This is a genomic window from Piscinibacter lacus, assembly GCF_016735685.1.
Lineage (GTDB): Bacteria > Pseudomonadota > Gammaproteobacteria > Burkholderiales > Burkholderiaceae_C > Aquariibacter > Aquariibacter lacus.
In genome coordinates this window covers 161,184-180,753 of record NZ_JAERRA010000002.1, presented here as the reverse complement: position 1 = coordinate 180,753, position 19,570 = coordinate 161,184, and the positions used below count along the sequence as shown (strand labels likewise).

Genomic DNA, 19,570 nt, shown 5'->3' with positions numbered 1-19,570 from the left:
GGCGGGCCCGGGGCAGGTCGTTCGCTCAGGGCCGCCGTGCAGCGGGCGGGGCCCGATCCGGCGTGCCGGCCGCGCCCTGCGGACCGCGTTGCGGCAGCAAGGTGGCGGGGTCGATGAAATCGGGCGAGGTCGCGATTCTCGGCAAGCCCGGTTGCTGGTGCAGGGGTGGGGCCGGCGGCTGGGTGATGGGCCGGGTGCTGACGCCCTGCGGCCCCTGGATCAGCGTGGGCGCGACGACGCGGGCGCCGCCCTGGCCGGCCTCGGCCGGAGCGCCCTTGCGACGCGCGGCCTTGTCAGGCTTGCCGGCCGCGGGCTGCGGCAGGCTGCGCGCGAGCCGGCGCCGCTCGTCTTCGGAGAGCTGCTGGTAGGCCGCCCAGTCGGATTGCCGCACCTCGGGCCGCAGGCGCTGGGCCTCGCTGAAATTGAAGCGGGCCTGGCCGCGCTCGCGGGGGCTCATGCTGGCCCAGGCGCGCATGCGTTCCTGAACCCGGGCTTGCTCGGCCGGGCTCATGCGATCGAAGCGGGCGGCGATCTCCAGCCACTTCTGCTTGCGCGCATCGTCGATGCGGGCCCAGTCGCGGGCGAGCGGTCGCAGCGCGGTCTGCTGGCTGACGGTGAGCTGGGCCCAGGCCGGCGCGGCAGCGTGCACCGCCACGGGGCCTGCAAGGCCGAGGCTGAGCAGCAGGCCGAGAAGGGCGCGGACCGTCACCTTGGACATGCGGCCGGCTTCAGGGCCGCACGCCGCGCAGGAAGGCGGCGAAGCCGGGGTCGCTGTAGGCATCGGGCGGCAGATCGTCGGCAAGCAGGGCTGCGTCGATCTCGGCCGCGGCAAGCAGCAGGTCTTCGTCCTGCAACTGCTCGACCACGCTCAGGCCCAGCAGCAGGGCAGCCACGGCGCAGCCCACGCCCAGGGTGCCCACCCAGCCGCGCGCCGGCCGGCCCAGGCCCAGAGCGCTGCCCAGGCCCAGCAGCGAAAGCCCGCCAGCCGTCTGACCGATCGGTACCCGCCGCCGGGCGGCCTGGATCCGGGCCCGGCCGACCGCCTGTTCGCGCGCCACCCGCAGGCGCTCGGTAATGTCCTGCGGCAGCGCCTCGCTGGCGGCCGAAAGCCGGGCCGTCACGCGCAGGGCATAACGGGCCTCGAAGGCTTCGCGGTCCGGGGTGTCAGGCGTCGTGGTCATCGGTGCGGGGGAGTGGGATGACAGGCTCATGGAACAATTCCCCGGGCGCGGAGGACCCGGGCCAGCGTGTGCACGGCCCGGGAGCAATGGGTCTTGACGCTGCCGACCGAGCAACCCATGGCCGCTGCGGTTTCGGCCACATCAAGCTCTTCCCAGTAACGCATCAAGAAGGCTTCGCGTTGACGGGCCGGGAGCTTGGTGACCTCGGCTTCGATGTCTTGCAGGATCCGCGCCCGCTCGACCCGGTCGGCGGCGCTTTCGAAGCGCGGATCGCCCTGCGCCTCGGCGGCGCCCAGGGTCTCCAGCCAGCTCATGTCGCCGTCCTCGTCCTCGGCGCCGGACAGGCTGCTGAAGTTCTGGACCACCGCATTGCGCACCTTCTGGCGGCGAAACCAGTCCAGCGTGGCATTCGACAGGATGCGCTGGAACAGTGCGGGCCACTCGGAGGCGGGGCGCTCGGCATAGTGCTCGGCCAGGCGGATCATCGCGTCCTGCACGATGTCGAGGGCGGCATCGTCGTCGCGCACCGTGTAGGCGGTCCGCTTGAAGGCCCGTTTCTCGACGCTGCGCAGGAAGTCGCTGAGGGCGTCGGTGGCGGGCAAGGTCGGCAGCGTGCGGCGGTGGGGGCCGGATTATCGCCATGCCCGGGCTCTGGCCGGGCGGGCTGCCCGCGATGCCATAATCCCAGGTCGCATCAAGATTCACAGGTCTCTTTCTGCCCCCGACCCGGGCGCCGATGGTGGCCGCGCAGGCCCCGCACCCGCCTCAAGAGGGCGCGGAGAGGGGCACCGAAGGGTTTTCGTCAGAGAAATTCTCAGAGGTTCTCAAATGGACATGTCTGCCGCGGAAGTCAAACGGGCCGCCAGCGCCCAAGCCGCTTCTTCCCCCGCCACCGACCCCAACGGTTCGGAAATCCTCGTCAAGGGCCTGCAGGCCGAAGGCGTCAAGTTCCTCTGGGGCTACCCCGGCGGCGCCGTCCTGTACATCTACGACGCGCTGTACAAGCAGGACACCATCGAGCACGTCCTCGTGCGTCACGAGCAGGCTGCCGTGCACGCGGCCGACGGCTATGCCCGGGCCACCGGCGAAGTCGGCGTGGCCCTGGTGACCTCGGGTCCGGGCGTCACGAATGCCATCACCGGCATCGCGACCGCCTACATGGACTCGATTCCCATGGTGATCATCACCGGCCAGGTGCCCACCGCCGCGATCGGCCTGGATGCCTTCCAGGAGTGCGACACCATCGGCATCACCCGCCCGATCGTCAAGCACAATTTCCTTGTCAAGGACGTGCGCGACCTGGCGACGACCATCAAGAAGGCCTTCCACATCGCCCGCACCGGCCGTCCCGGCCCGGTGGTGGTCGACATCCCGAAGGACGTCTCGCTGGCCCGCACCCCCTTCGTCTACCCGGACAAGGTGGAGATGCGCTCCTACAACCCGGTGAAGAAGGGCCACAGCGGCCAGATCCGCAAGGCCGTGCAGTTGCTGCTGAGCGCCAAGCGGCCCTACATCTACACCGGCGGTGGCGTGATCCTGGGCGAGGCCCACAAGGAGCTGCGCGAGCTGGCCGACCTGCTGGGCTACCCGGTCACCAACACGCTGATGGGCCTGGGCGCCTTCCCCTCGACCGACCCGCGCTTCCTCGGCATGCTGGGCATGCACGGCACCTACGAAGCCAACATGACGATGCAGCACTCGGACGTGCTGATCGCCATCGGGGCGCGCTTCGACGACCGCGTGATCGGCAACCCAAAGCACTTCGCCTCGGTCGAGCGCAAGATCATCCACATCGACATCGACCCCTCGAGCATCTCCAAGCGCGTGAAGGTCGACATCCCCATCGTCGGCGACGTGAAGGATGTGCTGCAGGAGCTGATCGCCCAGATCAAGGAGACGCCGACCCGCATCGAATCTTCGGTGCTGTCGGCCTGGTGGGCGCAGATCAACGAGTGGCGCAAGAAGGACTGCCTGGGCTTCAAGCTCTCGGACGATGTCATCAAGCCGCAGGCGGTGGTCGACAAGCTCTGGGAGCTGACCCGGGGCACCGACACCTACATCACCTCCGACGTCGGCCAGCACCAGATGTGGGCTGCGCAGTACTACCGCTTCGACGAGCCGCGCCGCTGGATCAACTCCGGCGGCCTCGGCACCATGGGCGTCGGCCTGCCCTATGCGATGGGCATCAAGCTTGCCAAGCCGGATGCGGACGTGTTCTGCATCACCGGCGAGGGCTCGATCCAGATGAACATCCAGGAGCTCTCGACCTGCCAACAGTACAAGACACCGGTCAAGGTCATCAGCCTGAACAACCGCTACCTCGGCATGGTGCGGCAGTGGCAGGAGCTGGACTACGAAGGCCGCTACTCGCACAGCTACATGGACGCGCTGCCGGACTTCGTGAAGCTCGCCGAGTCCTACGGCCACATCGGCCTGAAGATCGAGAAGCCCTCGGAGGTCGAGCCGGCCCTGAAGGAGCTGATCCGCCTGAAGGACCGCACCGTCTTCCTCGACGTGCGCACCGACCCGACCGAGAACGTCTGGCCCATGGTCAAGGCCGGCAAGGGCATCAGCGAGATGCTGCTCGGCTCCGAAGACCTCTGACCCTGGCCTGAACCCCAGAGCCGCGGCCCGACCGCGACGCGAGGGCAGGGGGCTTGCCGGCCCCCGTGCTTGTCGCGCCGCCCGGTCCGCGGACCTTGTTGCTCCCCTTCCACGCTTCCGGCGCGGCCACAGGCCGGCGGTCACCGCCGCCGTCCCCAAGAGCCCGCCCAGGACGACGCCCCATGCAAAAGCACATCATTGCCCTGTTGCTCGAAAACGAGCCTGGCGCCCTCTCGCGCGTCGTGGCCCTGTTCTCGGCCCGCGGCTACAACATCGAGAGCCTGACGGTCGCGACGACCGAGGATCCCTCGCTCTCGCGCATGACCATCACCACCCGTGGCAGCGACGACGTGATCGAGCAGATCACCAAGCACCTGAACCGCCTGATCGAGGTGGTCAAGGTCGTCGACCTGACCGAAGGCAGCTACACCGAGCGCGAGCTGATGCTCATCAAGGTGCGTGCCGTCGGCAAGGAGCGCGACGAGATGAAGCGCATGGCCGACATCTTCCGCGGCCGCATCGTCGATGTGACCGAGAAGACCTACACCATCGAGCTGACCGGCGACGCCGCCAAGCTCGACGCCTTCATCGAGGCGGTGGACCGCACCGCCATCCTTGAAACCGTGCGCACCGGCACCAGCGGCATCGGCCGCGGCGAGCGCATCCTGAGGGTTTGATCGGCCCACCCCCGAAGCGCCTGCGGCGCTCCCCCTCCAGGGGGCGCCGCTGGCAGACCGGCGGAGCCGGATCTGCGGCGGCTGCTGGATGAACCTCCCACCTTTCCGAATACTTTGGAGCACGCTATGAAGGTCTATTACGATAAGGACGCCGACCTCTCCCTGATCAAGGGCAAGAACGTCGCCATCATCGGCTACGGCTCGCAAGGCCATGCCCATGCGCAGAACCTGCGCGATTCCGGCGTCAATGTGACGGTCGGCCTGCGCAAGGGCGGTGCGTCCTGGTCCAAGGTTGAGGCCGCGGGCATCAAGGTGGCCGAGGTGAACGACGCCGTCAAGGCGGCCGACCTCGTCATGATCCTGCTGCCCGACGAGAACATCCCCGAGGTCTACAACAACAACGTCGCGCCCAACATCAAGCAGGGCGGCACGCTTGCCTTCGCCCACGGCTTCAACGTGCACTACAACCAGGTCGTGCCGCGTGCCGACCTGGACGTGATCATGGTCGCCCCCAAGGGCCCCGGCCACACCGTGCGTTCCGAATACCTCAAGGGCGGCGGCGTGCCCTCGCTGATCGCGGTCTACCAGGACAAGTCCGGCAAGGCCCGTGACATCGCCTTGTCCTATGCGGCGGCCAATGGCGGCACCAAGGGCGGCGTGATCGAGACCAACTTCAAGGAAGAGACCGAGACCGACCTCTTCGGCGAGCAGGCCGTGCTCTGCGGCGGCGCCGTCGAGCTGGTCAAGATGGGCTTCGAGACCCTGACCGAAGCCGGCTATGCGCCGGAGATGGCCTACTTCGAGTGCCTGCACGAGCTCAAGCTGATCGTCGACCTCATGTACGAAGGCGGCATCGCCAACATGAACTACTCGATCTCGAACAATGCTGAGTTCGGCGAGTACGTGACCGGCTCCGAGGTGATCAACGAGAAGTCGCGCGAAGCCATGCGTGCGGCCCTCAAGCGCATCCAGACCGGCGAGTACGCCAAGATGTTCATCCTGGAAGGCAAGACCAACTACCCCAGCATGACCGCGCGTCGCCGCCTGAATGCCGAGCACCCGATCGAGACCGTCGGTGCCCAGCTTCGCGGCATGATGCCGTGGATCGCGAAGAACAAGCTGGTCGACCAGTCGAAGAACTGAGCCCGCGCGCCCCGCGGGGCGCCGCAGCCCGGCCGGCCGCCATCCCCCTGGGGATCGCGGCCGTTTTTCATGGGCGGGCTGATGCATGCCCGGCCGCGGCGGTTGGGCTCACGCCCTGAGCCTGTCGCGCAACCGAGCCCGCCGGACACCGAGGATGTTCTCCATGAAGCCCCTGCCGCTTGAGCTGCCCCTGATCCAGGCCCCCATGGCCGGCGCACAGGATGCCGGCTTGGCCCTGGCGGTCGGCGAGGCCGGCGGCCTGGGCTCGCTGCCGGCGGCACAGCTCGGGCCCGAGGCCCTGGCTACCGAGCTGGCCCGCCTGCGGGCGGCCGGCCGGCCCTACAACCTGAACTTCTTCTGCCACAAGCCGCCGACGCCGGATGCCGTGCGCCAGGCCGCCTGGGTCGAGGCGCTGAAGCCCTACTACGAGGAGCTGTACCTGGATGCCGCGCAGGCCGAGGCCGGCCCCGGCCGCCAGCCCTTCGACGCCGAGGTACTGGCCCGCATCGCGCCCTTCCGGCCGCCGGTGGTGAGCTTCCACTTCGGCCTGCCCGATGAAGCGCTGCTGGCGCCCATCCGCGCCTGGGGCGGCTGCATCCTGTCCTCGGCCACCACGGTCGAGGAAGCGCGCTGGCTCGCCGCACGCGGGGTCGACGGCCTCATCGCCCAGGGCCTGGAGGCCGGCGGCCACCGCGGCATGTTCCTTTCGGACGATCTGTCCACCCAGCTCGGCAGCTTCGCGCTGCTGCCGCAGATCGTGCGGGCGGCGCCGCTGCCGGTGGTCGCCGCGGGTGGCATCGCCGATGCGGCCGGTGTGGCCGCCGCACGGGCCCTGGGCGCCTGCGCGGTCCAGGTCGGCACCGCCTACCTGCTGTGCCCGGAAGCAAGGATCAGCCCGCTGCACCGCGCCGCGCTCCAGGCGCCCGAGCCCGGGCCGACCCAGCTCACGCGGCTCTTCACCGGCCGGCCGGCGCGCGGCTTGGTCAATCGCCTGATGCGCGAGCTGGGGCCGATGAGCCCGCTGGCCCCGGCCTTCCCGCTCGCTCCGGGGGCGCTGGCGCCGCTGCGCGCCGCGGCCGAGGCGCGTGGCCGCAGCGATTTCTCGCCGCTCTGGGCCGGCCAGAACCTGAGCGGCTGCCGCGCCGTGCCGGCCGGCCAGCTCACGCGCGAGCTGGCCGCGGGCTGGGGCCGCTGAGCCCTTCGGGACCCGCCCCCGGCGATGCGGCATGGCCTGCGTGCTAGGGTCAAGGCCTCTTCACTTCCGTCAAGGATTGCCATGCGTCCGCTGCGCTTGCTTGCCATCTGCCTCCCCCTGGCCCTGGGCCTGAGCGCCTGCGAGAAGAAGCCCGAGGGCGTGATCGAGCAGGCCCAGGACAAGGTCAACGACGCGCTCGATCGCCGCCCGAACGAGAAGCTCCGGGACGCCGCCGAGGACCTCGGCAAGGCCGCGACCGAGGCCAAGGACGCAGCGGCCAAGGCCGCCGAAGGTGCGGCCGAAGCGGCCGGCAAGGCCCTGAAGCAAGCCGGCGAGGCGGTCGAGAAGGCGGCCAGCCGCTGAGCCTGCACGGTCTGGGCCGTCGCGCTGCGGCGGGTCCAGGCTCACTGCATGCGCCAGCGCACCGACCTGAGGCTCCTGCGGGATCAAGCTCGGGGTGTGCATTTCGAAAGCCCCCGCACCGGCGCCCCGCCGGTCTGGCTTTCGGGCTGCACAGGCCGGACGGTGCATCGGCACGGCCCGATGCCCTCCGCCCCTTCCCTTGCCAAGGAGTCCTCATGGACAGCCCCACCCTCACGTCCTCGCCCGCGCCGGGCACGCTGCACGCTCCCACCGCCGGGCCCGGCCCCGCGCTGATGGGCGCCCACACCTTGCTGGGCAACGATGTCTACAACCGCGACGCACTAAGCCTCGGCGACATCAAGGAATTCATGATCGACATGGCCACCGGGCACATCGCCTATGCGGTGCTGTCCTTCGGGGGCGTGATGGGCCTGGGCGACAAGCTCTTCGCCGTGCCCTGGTCGGCCCTGAAGCTCGACACGGTCAACAAGCGCTTCACGCTGGACGTGCTGCGCGAGGCCTTGAAGGAAGCCCCGGGCTTCGACAAGGAGCATTGGCCGAGCATGTCCGATGCCACCTGGGCCCATGCGGTCCACAGCTTCTACGGCACGTCGCTGGCGCGGCCGAGCTGAATCCTGCCTGCCACGCTGGCACCTGCTGGCGTGTCGAGCCCTTCCCGCGGGCCTCGACGTGTGGTGAGGCGCAGCTGCCCGCTCCACCGGCCCGGCCCGCAAGCCGGCGGATGTTCCGTCCGCCTCCTGCTCCAACGATCGTCCCTTTTTGCAAGGTGAATCCCATGAGCAACGAACCCCTGAAGAATCCCTCGCAAGGTCCGGCCATCCAGGCGCCGGACAAGTCCGCACCGGGCGACGGCAGCAAGACCCAGGTCAAGCCGCAGGACAATGTCCCCGTGAAGAATCCCGCCGAGCAGCATCCCAATGCGGCCAAGGATGCGGTGAAGAAGTGATCGTCGGGGCCCTGGCCGGGTGACCGGGCGGGGCCCTGAGAGCGGCCCGCTTCCCGCCTGTCGCGGGTCGTGAAAGCCGGAGCCGCGCTTGCGGGGCTCCGGCTTTCGAACGTTCAGGCTGGCCTGCGCCGGGCGGCTCAGCGCCGCGCCAGCAACAGACGCAGCGCGGTGGCGGCCAGCAAGGCGAACAGCGCCCCGCTCCACACCTCGTAGCCCAGGCCCAGCAGGCGGTAGCCGGCCGAATCCATGCACGTGGCCGTGACCTGGAAGAGCCAGGGCAGGGTGGTCTCCAGGCCGGTGGCCATCAGGAAACGGTCGGCCAGGGTCAGCGCGCAGCTCGCATCGAGCGCGGCCACCTTGTGCTGGAACACGGCCGAAGCCACGCCGCCCAGGGCCAGGGCCAGCACCCCCAGCGAGGCGGCGGTCTGCACCCCGCGCGGCTTGCTGATCCAGCCCAGCAGCGCGACGGCGGCCAGCGCCAGGTAGAGCACGCGCTGGAAGATGCACCAGGGGCAGGGCTGCATGCCGAAGCCGTGCTGCGACAGCAGGGCCAGGCCGACGGCCGCCAGCGCAACCAGCGCGACCAGCGCCAGCACCCCGCGCGGCATGCGCGCGAAGACCGAACGCGGCGGCAGGTGATGGGCCGTGTTCATCGCAGGCGTCAGCGCACTTCGGCGATCAGTTCGATCTCGACGCAGGCGCCCAGGGGCAGCGAGGGCACGCCGAAGGCGCTGCGCGCATGCGCGCCGACCGTCGCGCCGAAGACCTCGCCCATCAGTTGCGAGGCGCCGTTGGTGACCAGGTGCTGCTCGGTGTAGGCCGGCGTGCTGCTGACCAGGCTCATCAGCTTGACGATGCGCAGCACGCGCTCCAGGTCGCCGTCGAGCGCGGCATTCAGCGTGCCCAGCAGGTCGATGCCGACCGCGCGCGCGGCCGCGGCGCCGGTGGCGGTGTCCAGGTCCTCGCCGAGGCGGCCGGTCCAGACCTTGCCGTCGCGCTTGGCGATGTGGCCGGACAGGAAGATCAGCGAGCCGCTGCGCGCAAAAGGCACATAGGCCGCGGCCGGAATCGCCAGCGGCGGCAGGGTGATGCCGAGGTCGGCAAGGCGTTGCGCAACGGTGCTCATTGGGGGCTCTCCAAGCTCGCTCGTCCGAGGGAAACAGGCCCCCTGGCGCCAAGCGGCGACGATCCTACACTGGCCCGCATGGCCTCCGCCGGCATGCTCACGGCCCTGGCGCTGGCGGGGCTGGCGGGGGCGGCGGTGCAGCTTCAGCAGGCCGATCTGCTGCCCCATCGCGGGCCGCTGGCCCTGGGCCTGGCCCTGGCTGCGGCAGTGCTGGCGGCGGGCCTGCGGCGCCTGGCAGGCCCTGGGCGATGCGGGCTTGCCGCGGCCCGCCCCGCCGGCTCGGCGCGGGGCTTCAGAAGCGGCGCAGATCGTCTCGTGCCGCCGCTGCTCGCCCTGGCGGTGGCCGCCGGCGTCTTCGCGCTCACCGAGTTCCGCGCCCAGGCCCGCCTGGCCGAGCGGCTTGAGGCCCGCCTCGAAGGCCAGGCCCTGCAAGTGCAGGGTCGCATCACCGGCCTGCCGCAGGCCCAGGCGGCCGGCTGGCGCTTCAGCTTCGAGGTCGAGGCCGCCTGGACGGCCGCCGGCCAGCCCGTGCGCCTGCCGCGGCACCTCAGCCTGGCCTGGAACCGCTGGCCCGGCGAGCCCCCGCCGCCCGCGCTGCGCAGCGGCGAGCGCTGGCGCTGGACGCTCAAGTTGCAGCGCCCCCAGGCCCTGGCCAATCCCGGCCTGCCCGACCGCGAGCTGGCCCTGTTCGAGCAGGGCATCGGCGCGACCGGCAGCGTGCGGGCCAGCCCGCCGCCCGAGCGGCTGGCCGCCGCACCGGCCTTCTCGATCGATGGCCTGCGCGAGGCCTTGCGCGAGGCCATCTTCCGCCGCCTCGTCGGCCAGCCGCCCCAGGCCGGCCAGGTGCCGGCCACCGCCGCCGAGCCGCCGCCCGCCCGGCCGGGCGAGCGCGAGGCGCGGGTGATCGCCGCGCTCAGCGTCGGTGACCAGGCCGCCATCGAGCGGCGCGACTGGGCGCTCTACCGCGACAGCGGCATCGCCCACCTGATGTCGATCAGCGGCCTGCACGTCACCTTGTTCGCCTGGCTGGCCGGTGGCCTGATCCGCCGCGCCTGGGCCCGTGCCGGCCGCCTGCCGCTGTGGCTGCCCGCGCCCCATGCCGCCGCCTGGGGCGGGCTGCTGGCGGCCCTGGCCTATGCCCGGCTGGCCGGCTGGGGCGTGCCGGCCCAGCGCACGGTGCTGATGCTGGCGGCCTTCACCCTGCTGCGCAGCCTGGGCCTGCGCTGGCCCTGGCCGCTCACGCTCAGCGCCGTGGCCCTGCTGGTCGGCCTGATGGATCCCTGGGCCTTGCTGCAGCCCGGCTTCTGGCTGAGCTTTGGTGCGGTGGCGCTGCTGATGCTGGGCGAGCCGGCCCGGCCGGCCCCCCGCCCGCCCCGCGGGCCGCGCGACAGCATCCGGGCCTGGGCGCTTGCGGCCGGGCGTGCAGCCGCAAGCGCGCTGGCACCGGCCGTGCGCGCGCAGACGCGCATCAGCCTGGGCCTGGCGCCGCTGGGCCTGCTGCTCTTCCAGCAGTTCGCGCCCCTGGGCCTGCTGGCCAATCTGCTGGCCGTGCCCCTGGTCACCCTGCTGCTGATGCCGCTGAGCCTGGCCGGGGCCTTGCTGCCGCCGCTCTGGGACACAGCCGCCTGGGGCCTGGCGGGCCTGCATCTGGGCCTGGAAGCCCTGCTGGACCTGGGCCGCCACCTGGGCACGCCGGTGTGGACGGCGCCCGCCGCGCCGCTGGCCGCGGTGCTGCTGGGCCTGCTGGGCGGCGCCCTGGTCGTCATGGCCCTGCCGCTGCGGCTGCGCGCCCTGGCCCTGCCGCTGATGCTGCCCATGCTGCTGCCGGCCCCGGCCCGCTTGCCCGAGGGCGCCTGGCAGATGCTGGCTGCCGACATCGGCCAGGGCAGCGCCGTGCTGCTGCGCACCCGCCACCATGCCCTGCTCTACGACGCCGGTCCGCGCTTCGGCCCCGACAGCGATGCCGGCGACCGGGTGCTGCTGCCCCTGCTGCGCCACCTGGGCCTGCGCCGGCTCGACCTGCTGGTGCTCAGCCATGGCGATGCCGACCACATCGGCGGCGCGGCCGCGCTGATCCAGGGCCTGGACCTGGGCGCCGTGCAGACCTCGCTGCCGGCCGACCATGCCCTGGCCGGGCTCGCGCACCGCCGGGGCCTGCCCTGGCGGCGCTGCGAGGCCGGCCAGGGCTGGCAGTGGGATGGCGTGCGCTTCGACTGGCTGCACCCCGAGGCCGCCACCCTGGCCGATCCGGCCGTGCCGTCCAACGGCCGCTCCTGCGTGCTGCGGGTGGCCGGGGCCTGGCCGACGCAGCCCGGCGGCGCGCCGCAGCCGCAGCGCCTGCTGCTGACCGGGGACATCGGCCGCGCCGAGGAACTGCGCCTGGCCCGGGTGGGCGATCCGGCCGGCGCCGGCCCGCCCCCCGCGCTGCGGGCCGAATGGCTGATGCTGGCCCACCACGGCAGCGGCCTGAGCAGCCACGACTTCTTCCTCGATGCCGTGCGCCCGCAGGCAGCCTTCGCCCAGGCCGGCCACCGCAACCGCCACGGCCATCCGGCCGCCGCGCTGCGCGAGCGCCTGGCCGCGCGCGGCATTCCGCTGATCGAGACCCCGCGCTGCGGCGCCTGGCAGCTCGGCCCGCAAGGCAGCCGCTGCTGGCGCGCCGAAGCCCGCCGCCACTGGCATGCCACCGGGCCCGCCTCGCCCGACAAGCCGGCACCGGCAACAGCACCCACAAGGGCATCTGCATCTGCATCGGCATCCGCATCGACACCGGCACTGCAAGCCGCACCGCCCGATGGCTCGGAACTTGCTGCCCGGCCTTGAGGGGCCAGGCCATGCCCTGCCACGCCGGCTGTGGTCGCGAAGACACAGCCGAGCGGCATGATGGGCAGGCCGTCGACGCCGCTGGCCGCCCGCCGCGCCGCAACCCGACCGATTTCCGAACACCCGAGGAGAGGGCCTTGGCCATCCACGTCGCGCTCCACCACGTCACCCACTACAAGTACGACCGCCGGGTCCAGCTCTCGCCGCAGGTCGTGCGTCTGCGCCCGGCGCCGCACTGCCGCACGCCGGTGCTGAGCTACTCGCTGCGCATCGAGCCGGCGCAGCACTTCATCAACTGGCAGCAGGACCCCTTCTCCAACCACCTGGCCCGCCTGGTCTTCCCCGAGAAGACCACTGAGTTCAAGATCACCGTCGACTTGGTCGCCGAGATGGCGGTCTACAACCCCTTCGACTTCTTCCTGGAGCCGGAGGCCGAGACCTTCCCCTTCGCCTACGAGGCCGGCCTCAAGCACGACTTGGCGCCCTACCTGGTCAAGGGCGAGCTGACGCCGAAGTTCAAGGCCTTCGTCGACAGCATCCCGCGCGAGGAAGTGCGGACGATCGACTTCATCGTCAGCCTGAACCAGCGCCTGCAGTCCGACATCGCCTACCTGATCCGCATGGAGCCCGGGGTGCAGACGCCGGAGGAGACCCTGGTGAAGGCCAGCGGCTCCTGCCGCGATTCGGCCTGGCTGATGGTGCAGGCCTTCCGCCACCTGGGCCTGGCGGCACGCTTCGTGTCGGGCTACCTCATCCAGCTCAAGGCCGACGTGAAGGCCCTGGACGGCCCGAGCGGCACCGAAGTCGACTTCACCGACCTGCATGCCTGGTGCGAGGTCTACCTGCCCGGCGCGGGCTGGATCGGCCTGGATCCCACCTCCGGCCTGCTCGCCGGCGAGGGCCACATCCCGGTGGCCTGCACCCCCGAGCCCTCCAGCGCCGCCCCCGTGACGGGCGCGGTCGACGAGTGCGAGGTCAGCTTCGCGCACGAGATGTCGGTCACCCGCATCTATGAATCGCCGCGCGTGACCCAGCCCTACACCGAAGGCCAGTGGGCCGAGGTGTTGAGCCTGGGCGAGCAGGTCGATGCCGCCCTGAAGGCGGCCGACGTGCGCCTGACCCAGGGCGGCGAGCCGACCTTCGTCGCCGTCAGCGACCGCGACGCGGCCGAATGGAACACCGCCGCACTCGGCCCGACCAAGCGCAGCTATGCCGTCGACCTGGTGCACAAGCTGCGCGAGAAGTATGGCCAGGGCGGCTTCCTGCACTTCGGCCAGGGCAAGTGGTATCCGGGCGAGCAGCTGCCGCGCTGGGCCCTGACCATCGCCTGGCGTGCCGACCGCCAGCCCTGCTGGACCGATCCCGGCCTCTTCGCCGACGAGCGCCAGCCCGCCGGCCACGGCCCGGCCGAGGCCGAGACCTTCATCCGCCACCTGGCCGGCCTGCTCGGCTGCGGCGGCGAGCACATCCGCCCGGGCTTCGAGGACGCCTTCTACTACCTGTGGCGCGAGCGCCGGCTGCCGGTCAATGTCGATCCGCACGACAGCCGCCTCGACGACGAGCTGGAGCGTGACCGCCTGCGCCGCGTCTTCGAGCAGGGCCTCAAGCACACCGTGGGCTGGCTGCTGCCGCTCAAGCGCGAGCCCTGGGACCCGGCCCTGCAGGGACCGCGCTGGACCAGCGGCCCCTGGTTCCTGCGCGATGAGCGCCTCTACCTCATCCCCGGCGACTCGCCCATGGGCTACCGCCTGCCGCTCGATTCCCTGCCCTGGGCCGTGCCCGGCGAGCGCCAGCCCTTCTACGACGCCGATCCCTTCGCCGCGCGCAGCGCGCTGCCCGAGGCCGCGGCGCTGCGCATGCAGTACGCCCGCGCCTCTGGCCTGGCCGGCCTCGGCGACCCGATGCCGCCGGCCTTCCCGGCAGCGGAGGCGGCAGGCTTCGACGGCCCGGCCGGCGAGGCCGCAGGCGCCCAGGGCCCCGGTTCGCGCGGCGAAGCCGCCGCGGCCCCCGGCAGCGACCCGTCCGCCGCCCGCTGGCCGCAGCGCCACGAATCGGCCGGCTGGATCACCCGCACCGCGCTCTGCGTGGAGGCCCGCAACGGCACGCTCTACGTGTTCATGCCGCCCCTGGCTGCGCTGGACGACTACCTCGACCTGCTTGCCGCGCTGGAAGCCACCGCCCGCACGCTGGCCATGCCGGTCATCCTGGAGGGCTACCCGCCGCCGCGCGATCCGCGCCTGAAGATCCTGCAGGTCACGCCCGACCCCGGCGTGATCGAGGTCAACATCCACCCGGCCCACGACTGGGACGAACTGGTCGACCACACCGAATTCCTCTACCAGGCCGCCCACGAGGTGCGCCTGACCAGCGAGAAATTCATGGTCGACGGCCGCCACACCGGCACCGGCGGCGGCAACCACTTCGTGCTCGGCGGCGCCACGCCGGCCGACAGCCCCTTCCTGCGCCGGCCCGACCTGCTCGGCTCGCTGCTGACCTACTGGCACAACCATCCCAGCCTGAGCTACCTGTTCAGCGGCATGTTCATCGGCCCGACCAGCCAGGCGCCGCGGGTCGACGAGGCGCGCAACGACCAGGTCGTCGAGCTGGAAATCGCGCTGGCCGAAATGGAGCGCCAGATCGGCCTGTGGGACCAGGCCGGCGGCGTGCCGCCCTGGCTGATCGACCGCACCCTGCGCAATGTGCTGGTCGACGTCACCGGCAACACCCACCGCAGCGAGTTCTGCGTCGACAAGCTCTACAGCCCCGACGGCCCCACCGGCCGCCTCGGCCTGCTGGAGCTGCGCGCCTTCGAGATGCCGCCCCACGCCCGCATGAGCCTGGTGCAGCAACTGCTGCTGCGCGCGCTGATCGCCTGGTTCTGGAAGACGCCGCACCGCGGCCGCGGCGCCACCCGCCTGACCCGCTGGGGCACCGAGCTGCATGACCGCTTCCTGCTGCCGACCTTCGTGCAGATGGACTTCGACGATGTGCTGGCCGAGCTGGCCGAAGCCGGCTTCGCCTTCGATCCGGCCTGGTTCGCGCCGCACTTCGAGTTCCGCTTCCCGCTGATCGGCGAGGTGGCCGCGGCCGGCCTGAAGCTGAGCCTGCGCAATGCCCTGGAGCCCTGGCATGTGATGGGCGAGGAAGGCGCGCCCGGCGGCACCGTGCGCTATGTGGACAGCTCGCTGGAGCGGCTGGAGGTCAAGGTCAGCGGCCTCAACGGCAACCGCCATGTCGTCGCCGTCAACGGCCATGCCCTGCCGCTGCAGCCCACCGGCCGCATCGGCGAGTTCGTCTGCGGCCTGCGCTACCGCGCTTGGCAGCCGCCCTCGGCCCTGCATCCGACCATTGACGTGCATGCGCCGCTGAGCTTCGATGTGGTCGACCGCTGGCTGCAGCGTTCGCTGGGCGGTGCCCGTTACCATGTGGCGCACCCGGGCGGCCGGAACTACGAGACCTTCCCGATCAATGCCTACGAGGCCGAGAGCCGGCGGCTGGCGCGCTTCTTCGCCTTCGGCCACACGCCGGGCAAGATCGACCTGCTGCCGGCCCAGCCGAGCCGGGAGTTCCCCTTCACGCTCGACCTGCGCATGCGCCGCTGAGCGCGGCCCGAAGCCGTTTCGGTTCGGGCAGGCCCACCCGGCGCGGGCCGGGTGAACCGGCCTTCCTGCCCCTGCCGACGTCTGTCTTCCTGCCCCCGTGCTGCCGCTTCCCCTCGACCCGGATCCCGATGCTGAACTGGCCGCCGCCGAGGCCGCCTGCGCCCATGCCCTGAGCGTGGCGCAGCCGGCCGTGGCCGGTCATTTCGACGAGCTGCGCGGCCCGGCCCCCGAGCCGCACACCGAGCCGCCCGAGGACCATGAGGCGCCCGAGGCCGCCGAGCCCGCCGGCGCCGGCGGCCTGCGCGAGCCCTGGCGGCGCTTCTTCGGCCAGCTCGGCCCGAGCGGCTGGGCCGAGCTGCCGCAGCGCGCGGCCGAGGTGCAGGCCCAGATCCTGCGCGACGGCGTGACCCACAACGTCTATGGCAGCGACGGCGTGGCCGTCGACCGGCCCTGGTCCATGGGCCTGCTGCCCTTCCTCGTCGAGCCCGGCGAGTGGCGGCGCATCGAGGCCGGTGTCGGCCAGCGGGTGCGGCTGCTGGAGGCCATCCTCGACGATGCCTACGGCCCGCAGCGCCTGATCGCCGACGGCCTGCTGCCGCCGGCCCTGGTGCTGGGCCATCCCGGCTACCTGCAGGCCCTGCACGGCAGCATGCCGCCCGGCGGCCTGCGCCTGCACGTGACCGCGCTCGACCTGGCGCGCGGCCCGCAGGGCCACTGGTGGGTGGTGGCCCAGCGCACCCAGGCGCCTTCGGGCCTGGGCTATGTGATGGAGAACCGGCTGATCGCTTCGCGCGTCTTCGCCGAGCCCTTCCGCGAGCTGCGCGTGCAGCATCTGGCCTCCAGCTACCGGGCCCTGGTCGACAAGCTCGATGCCCTGGCCGCGCCCATCGCCCGCGCCGCTGGCGACGGCCCGCCGCGCGTCGCGCTGTGGACGCCCGGCCCCTACAACGAAACCTATTTCGAACAGGCCTACCTGGCCCGCTACCTGGGCCTGCCGCTGGTCGAGGGCGCCGACCTGACGGTGCGCGGCGAGCGCCTGTTCATGCGCACCGTGCAGGGCCTGGTGCCCATCCACGGCCTGCTGCGCCGGCTGGACGACGACTGGTGCGACCCGCTGGAGCTGCGCCCCGACTCGGCCCTGGGCGTGCCCGGCCTGCTCAAGGTGGTGCGTGCCGGCCAGGTGCTGGTGGCCAATGCCCTGGGCGCGGGCTTCCTTGAATCGCCGGGCATCACCGGTTTCCTGCCGGCGCTGTCGCGCCGCCTGCTCGGCGAGGAGCTGAGCCTGCCGGCCCTGCCGACCTGGTGGTGCGGCGAGGCCGCGGCCTGGGCGGCCGGCCGCAGCCAGCTCGGCCGCTGCGTGATCCGCCCGAGCTACCCGGACAGCCGGAACTTCGAGCCGGTCGTCGGCGCCCGGCTGGATGCGATCGAACGCGCCGCCTGGACCCGCCGCATCGAGGCCGACCCCGAGGCCTACACCCTGCAGCTCGACCTGCCGCATGCACAGACCCCCGTCTGGCAGCCCGGCGGCCAGCTCGTGCCGCGCACGGCCATCCTGCGCGTCTATGCCATTGCCGACGGCCGGGGCGGCCACCGCATCCTGCCGGGCGGCATGACCCGCATCGCGACCCACGATCCGCATGCCCTGTCGATGCAGCGCGGCGGCGCCAGCCTCGACACCTGGGTGCTGACCGACGGCCCGGTCGATACCTATTCCATGCTGCCGGCCGCGCTGCGGCCCGAGGATCTGGCCGACTACCGCCATCCGGTGGCCAGCCGCACCGCCGAGAACCTGTTCTGGCTGGGCCGCTACACCGAGCGCACCGAGCATCTGGTGCGCTGCGCCCAGACCCTGGCCACCCTGGTGGCCGAGGACGAGGAACTGCCGCCGCCGGTGCTGGAGGCCGTCAGCCGCCTGGCCCGCGACACCGGCCTGGTCGGCTGGGGCGTGCCTTCGATGGCGGTGGCGCCGCGCGTCTTCGAGCGGGCGGTGGCGGCCGCGCTGGGCGATGCGCGCGGCCAGGCCAGCATCGCCTACAACCTGGCGGCGCTGCAGCGGGTGGCGGGCTCGCTGCGCGAGCGGCTCTCGCCCGAGGCCAGCCGCCTGGTGCGGGCCATGGGCGAGGATTTCGCCCGCCGCCTGCGCCGCCCCTTGCCCGAGGGGGTCGAGCGGCCCGGTGTGCCGGGCGAACCCGTGTCCGGCGGCCCCACCCCCGAGCTGGGCAGCCCGGCCACGCTGGCCGCGCTCGACGGCCTGGCCCAGCAGCTCGCTGCCCTGACCGGCACCCAGACCGACCGCATGACCCGCGACGACGGCTGGCGCCTGCTCAGCGTCGGCCGCCTGGCCGAGCGCCTGATCGGCCTGAGCAGCCTGCTCAAGGCCTTCTTCGAAGCCGGCGCCCTGGCCCATGCCGCCGGCTTCGACAGCCTGCTGGCCCTGACCGACAGCACCATCACCTACCGCGCCCGCTACCAGGGCCGGCTGGAGCCGCTGGCCCTGCTGGCCGCGCTGGTGATGGACGAGACCAACCCCCGCTCGCTGGCCTGCGTGCTGCGCCGCTTGCGCACCGAGCTGCGCAAGCTGCCCGATCCGCCCGGCGCGGCCGACCCGGTCGATGCCCACGCCACCCTGCTGGCCCACCTGCCGGAACAGGGCGTGGGCCTGCCGCTGGCCGCCCTGGCCGAGCCGGCGGCCGAGGGCCGCGACCCGCAGGCCGACCGCGCTGCGGTGATCGATCTCTGCGAACGGCTCAGCGCCGCGGGCAGCAGCCTGTCCGATGCGCTGGGTCAGCGCTACTTCGCCCTGGCGACCGGCCATGACCGACGACTTGCCTCCTGAGCCGCCGGCCGGCGCCGCCGCCCACCCGGCCGGCGCGGCCAAGCCGCCGTCCGCGCCGGCCCAGCCCCTGCCGCGGCCCGGGCCGACCGTGCTCGAAGTCGAGCACGAGACCCGCTATGCCTACGCCAGCCCGGTCGAGCTGGCCCAGCATCTGGCCTATCTGCGGCCGCGCGAGGATGCCGGCCTGCAACGCCTGCTCAGCCACAGCCTGAGCATCGACCCGGTGCCCAACCACCGCATCGATGCGATCGACGCCTGGGGCAACCCGCGCACCCACTTCGGCCTGGCGCGTCCGCATCGTCATCTGCTGGTGCGCTCGCGCAGCCGCGTCGTGCCCGAGCCTTCGGCCGGCACCTGCCCGGCCGACAGCCTGGCCTGGGACGATGCCCGCGACCTGGGCCGCTACCGGGCGCCCGCGGGCCGTTCCGCCGCAGCCGTGGATGCGCAGGCGCCCGTGCCCGACCTGGGCCTGGCCGCCCGCTATGCCTCGCCCATGCTGCCGCCGGCCGTGCTGCGCGATGCCGGCCTGCGTGCCTACACCCTGGCCAGCTTCCCGCCGGGCCGGCCGGTGCATCTGGGCGCGCTCGACCTGATGCACCGCGTGCACCGCGACTTCCGCTATGCGCCGGCCAGCACCGAGATCCACACCCCGGTGCTGGAGGCCTTCGCGCGCCGCGAGGGCGTCTGCCAGGACTTCGCCCACCTGATGATCGGCGCGCTGCGCGGCCTGGGCCTGTCGGCCCGCTACGTCAGCGGCTACCTGCTGACCGAGCCGCCGCTCGGCCAGGAGAAGCTGCAGGGCGCCGATGCCTCGCATGCCTGGCTGGCCGTGGCCTGTCCGCAGCCCGAGGGCGCCAGCCTCTGGCTGGAACTTGATCCGACCAACGATTGCATCCCCGGCACCGGCCATGTGCGCGTGGCCACCGGGCGCGACTACAGCGACGTGACGCCGCTGCGCGGCGTGATCCGTGGCGGCAGCTCGCACACGCTTTCGGTGCGCGTCAGCACACGACCGGGCGAAGCCGCCTGATGGGCGGGCATGCCTGCGTCGAG

Annotated in this window: 16 protein-coding genes; 11 read left to right on the top strand and 5 right to left on the bottom strand. The window is 72.3% G+C overall.

The window, feature by feature from the left end; all coding sequences use genetic code 11:
• Positions 1-25: 25 nt before the first annotated feature.
• The 3 genes from JI742_RS11120 to JI742_RS11110 are packed head-to-tail and all read right to left on the bottom strand — an operon-like array spanning position 26 to position 1,783.
• Positions 26-718, bottom strand: coding sequence for a DUF3106 domain-containing protein (locus JI742_RS11120; RefSeq protein WP_201826881.1), 693 nt, complete (start codon positions 716-718; stop codon positions 26-28).
• Positions 719-728: 10 nt separating this feature from the next.
• On the bottom strand, positions 729-1,181 hold the full coding sequence (locus tag JI742_RS11115) for a DUF3619 family protein (protein WP_201826879.1): 453 nt from the start codon (positions 1,179-1,181) through the stop codon (positions 729-731).
• Between the two features lie 26 nt (positions 1,182-1,207).
• On the bottom strand, positions 1,208-1,783 hold the full coding sequence (locus tag JI742_RS11110; RefSeq protein WP_201826877.1) for an RNA polymerase sigma factor: 576 nt from the start codon (positions 1,781-1,783) through the stop codon (positions 1,208-1,210).
• 226 nt (positions 1,784-2,009) lie between these two features.
• Between JI742_RS11110 and JI742_RS11105 the strand changes: the two genes are divergently transcribed.
• From JI742_RS11105 to JI742_RS11075, 7 genes are all read left to right on the top strand, one after another.
• On the top strand, positions 2,010-3,785 hold the full coding sequence (locus tag JI742_RS11105; RefSeq protein WP_201826875.1) for an acetolactate synthase 3 catalytic subunit: 1,776 nt from the start codon (positions 2,010-2,012) through the stop codon (positions 3,783-3,785).
• Positions 3,786-3,967: 182 nt separating this feature from the next.
• A complete protein-coding gene (ilvN, locus tag JI742_RS11100; protein ID WP_182662651.1) occupies positions 3,968-4,462 on the top strand; it encodes an acetolactate synthase small subunit in 495 nt (164 codons plus the stop codon).
• 126 nt (positions 4,463-4,588) lie between these two features.
• Positions 4,589-5,605, top strand: coding sequence for a ketol-acid reductoisomerase (gene ilvC, locus JI742_RS11095; RefSeq protein ID WP_201826873.1), 1,017 nt, complete (start codon positions 4,589-4,591; stop codon positions 5,603-5,605).
• Positions 5,606-5,768: 163 nt separating this feature from the next.
• Positions 5,769-6,800, top strand: coding sequence for an NAD(P)H-dependent flavin oxidoreductase (locus JI742_RS11090; RefSeq protein WP_434057648.1), 1,032 nt, complete (start codon positions 5,769-5,771; stop codon positions 6,798-6,800).
• Positions 6,801-6,881: 81 nt separating this feature from the next.
• Positions 6,882-7,163, top strand: coding sequence for a hypothetical protein (locus tag JI742_RS11085; protein WP_201826868.1), 282 nt, complete (start codon positions 6,882-6,884; stop codon positions 7,161-7,163).
• Positions 7,164-7,378: 215 nt separating this feature from the next.
• The gene (locus JI742_RS11080) at positions 7,379-7,795 is read left to right on the top strand and encodes a PRC-barrel domain-containing protein (protein WP_201826866.1); all 417 of its coding nucleotides are present in this window, start codon (positions 7,379-7,381) and stop codon (positions 7,793-7,795) included.
• Positions 7,796-7,959: 164 nt separating this feature from the next.
• Complete coding sequence (locus JI742_RS11075; protein WP_201826864.1) at positions 7,960-8,130, top strand: hypothetical protein; 171 nt, start codon at positions 7,960-7,962, stop codon at positions 8,128-8,130.
• A 137-nt stretch (positions 8,131-8,267) separates the two neighbouring features.
• On the opposite strand, the gene JI742_RS11070 is transcribed toward JI742_RS11075, so the two are convergent.
• Both JI742_RS11070 and JI742_RS11065 read right to left on the bottom strand, forming a co-directional pair.
• The gene (locus JI742_RS11070) at positions 8,268-8,783 is read right to left on the bottom strand and encodes a disulfide bond formation protein B (RefSeq protein ID WP_201826862.1); all 516 of its coding nucleotides are present in this window, start codon (positions 8,781-8,783) and stop codon (positions 8,268-8,270) included.
• An 8-nt stretch (positions 8,784-8,791) separates the two neighbouring features.
• The gene (locus tag JI742_RS11065; RefSeq protein ID WP_201826860.1) at positions 8,792-9,256 is read right to left on the bottom strand and encodes a RidA family protein; all 465 of its coding nucleotides are present in this window, start codon (positions 9,254-9,256) and stop codon (positions 8,792-8,794) included.
• A 78-nt stretch (positions 9,257-9,334) separates the two neighbouring features.
• Between JI742_RS11065 and JI742_RS11060 the strand changes: the two genes are divergently transcribed.
• The 4 genes from JI742_RS11060 (at position 9,335) to JI742_RS11045 (ending at position 19,547) form a co-directional block, all read left to right on the top strand.
• The gene (locus JI742_RS11060) at positions 9,335-12,079 is read left to right on the top strand and encodes a DNA internalization-related competence protein ComEC/Rec2 (RefSeq protein WP_236677008.1); all 2,745 of its coding nucleotides are present in this window, start codon (positions 9,335-9,337) and stop codon (positions 12,077-12,079) included.
• Positions 12,080-12,216: 137 nt separating this feature from the next.
• The gene (locus tag JI742_RS11055; RefSeq protein WP_201826858.1) at positions 12,217-15,681 is read left to right on the top strand and encodes a transglutaminase family protein; all 3,465 of its coding nucleotides are present in this window, start codon (positions 12,217-12,219) and stop codon (positions 15,679-15,681) included.
• Between the two features lie 97 nt (positions 15,682-15,778).
• Positions 15,779-18,517 carry a circularly permuted type 2 ATP-grasp protein gene (locus JI742_RS11050; protein WP_350309669.1) on the top strand — a complete coding sequence of 913 codons (2,739 nt, stop codon included), beginning with the start codon at positions 15,779-15,781 and terminating at the stop codon, positions 18,515-18,517.
• Positions 18,495-19,547, top strand: a complete 1,053-nt coding sequence (locus tag JI742_RS11045; protein WP_201826856.1) for a transglutaminase family protein — start codon at positions 18,495-18,497, stop codon at positions 19,545-19,547. The genes JI742_RS11050 and JI742_RS11045 overlap by 23 nt, the downstream gene beginning before the upstream one ends.
• The last annotated feature ends 23 nt before the right edge of the window (positions 19,548-19,570 follow it).

Excerpts from the sequence above, each read along its gene's own strand:
- JI742_RS11120 (WP_201826881.1), bottom strand. The coding sequence starts at position 718 with ATGTCCAAGGTGACGGTCCGCGCCCTTCTCGGCCTGCTGCTCAGCCTC.
- JI742_RS11115 (WP_201826879.1), bottom strand. The coding sequence starts at position 1,181 with ATGACCACGACGCCTGACACCCCGGACCGCGAAGCCTTCGAGGCCCGT.
- JI742_RS11105 (WP_201826875.1), top strand. The coding sequence starts at position 2,010 with ATGGACATGTCTGCCGCGGAAGTCAAACGGGCCGCCAGCGCCCAAGCC.
- ilvN (WP_182662651.1), top strand. The coding sequence starts at position 3,968 with ATGCAAAAGCACATCATTGCCCTGTTGCTCGAAAACGAGCCTGGCGCC.
- ilvC (WP_201826873.1), top strand. The coding sequence starts at position 4,589 with ATGAAGGTCTATTACGATAAGGACGCCGACCTCTCCCTGATCAAGGGC.
- JI742_RS11090 (WP_434057648.1), top strand. The coding sequence starts at position 5,769 with ATGAAGCCCCTGCCGCTTGAGCTGCCCCTGATCCAGGCCCCCATGGCC.
- JI742_RS11085 (WP_201826868.1), top strand. The coding sequence starts at position 6,882 with ATGCGTCCGCTGCGCTTGCTTGCCATCTGCCTCCCCCTGGCCCTGGGC.
- JI742_RS11080 (WP_201826866.1), top strand. The coding sequence starts at position 7,379 with ATGGACAGCCCCACCCTCACGTCCTCGCCCGCGCCGGGCACGCTGCAC.
- JI742_RS11075 (WP_201826864.1), top strand. The coding sequence starts at position 7,960 with ATGAGCAACGAACCCCTGAAGAATCCCTCGCAAGGTCCGGCCATCCAG.
- JI742_RS11070 (WP_201826862.1), bottom strand. The coding sequence starts at position 8,783 with ATGAACACGGCCCATCACCTGCCGCCGCGTTCGGTCTTCGCGCGCATG.
- JI742_RS11065 (WP_201826860.1), bottom strand. The coding sequence starts at position 9,256 with ATGAGCACCGTTGCGCAACGCCTTGCCGACCTCGGCATCACCCTGCCG.
- JI742_RS11060 (WP_236677008.1), top strand. The coding sequence starts at position 9,335 with ATGGCCTCCGCCGGCATGCTCACGGCCCTGGCGCTGGCGGGGCTGGCG.
- JI742_RS11045 (WP_201826856.1), top strand. The coding sequence starts at position 18,495 with ATGACCGACGACTTGCCTCCTGAGCCGCCGGCCGGCGCCGCCGCCCAC.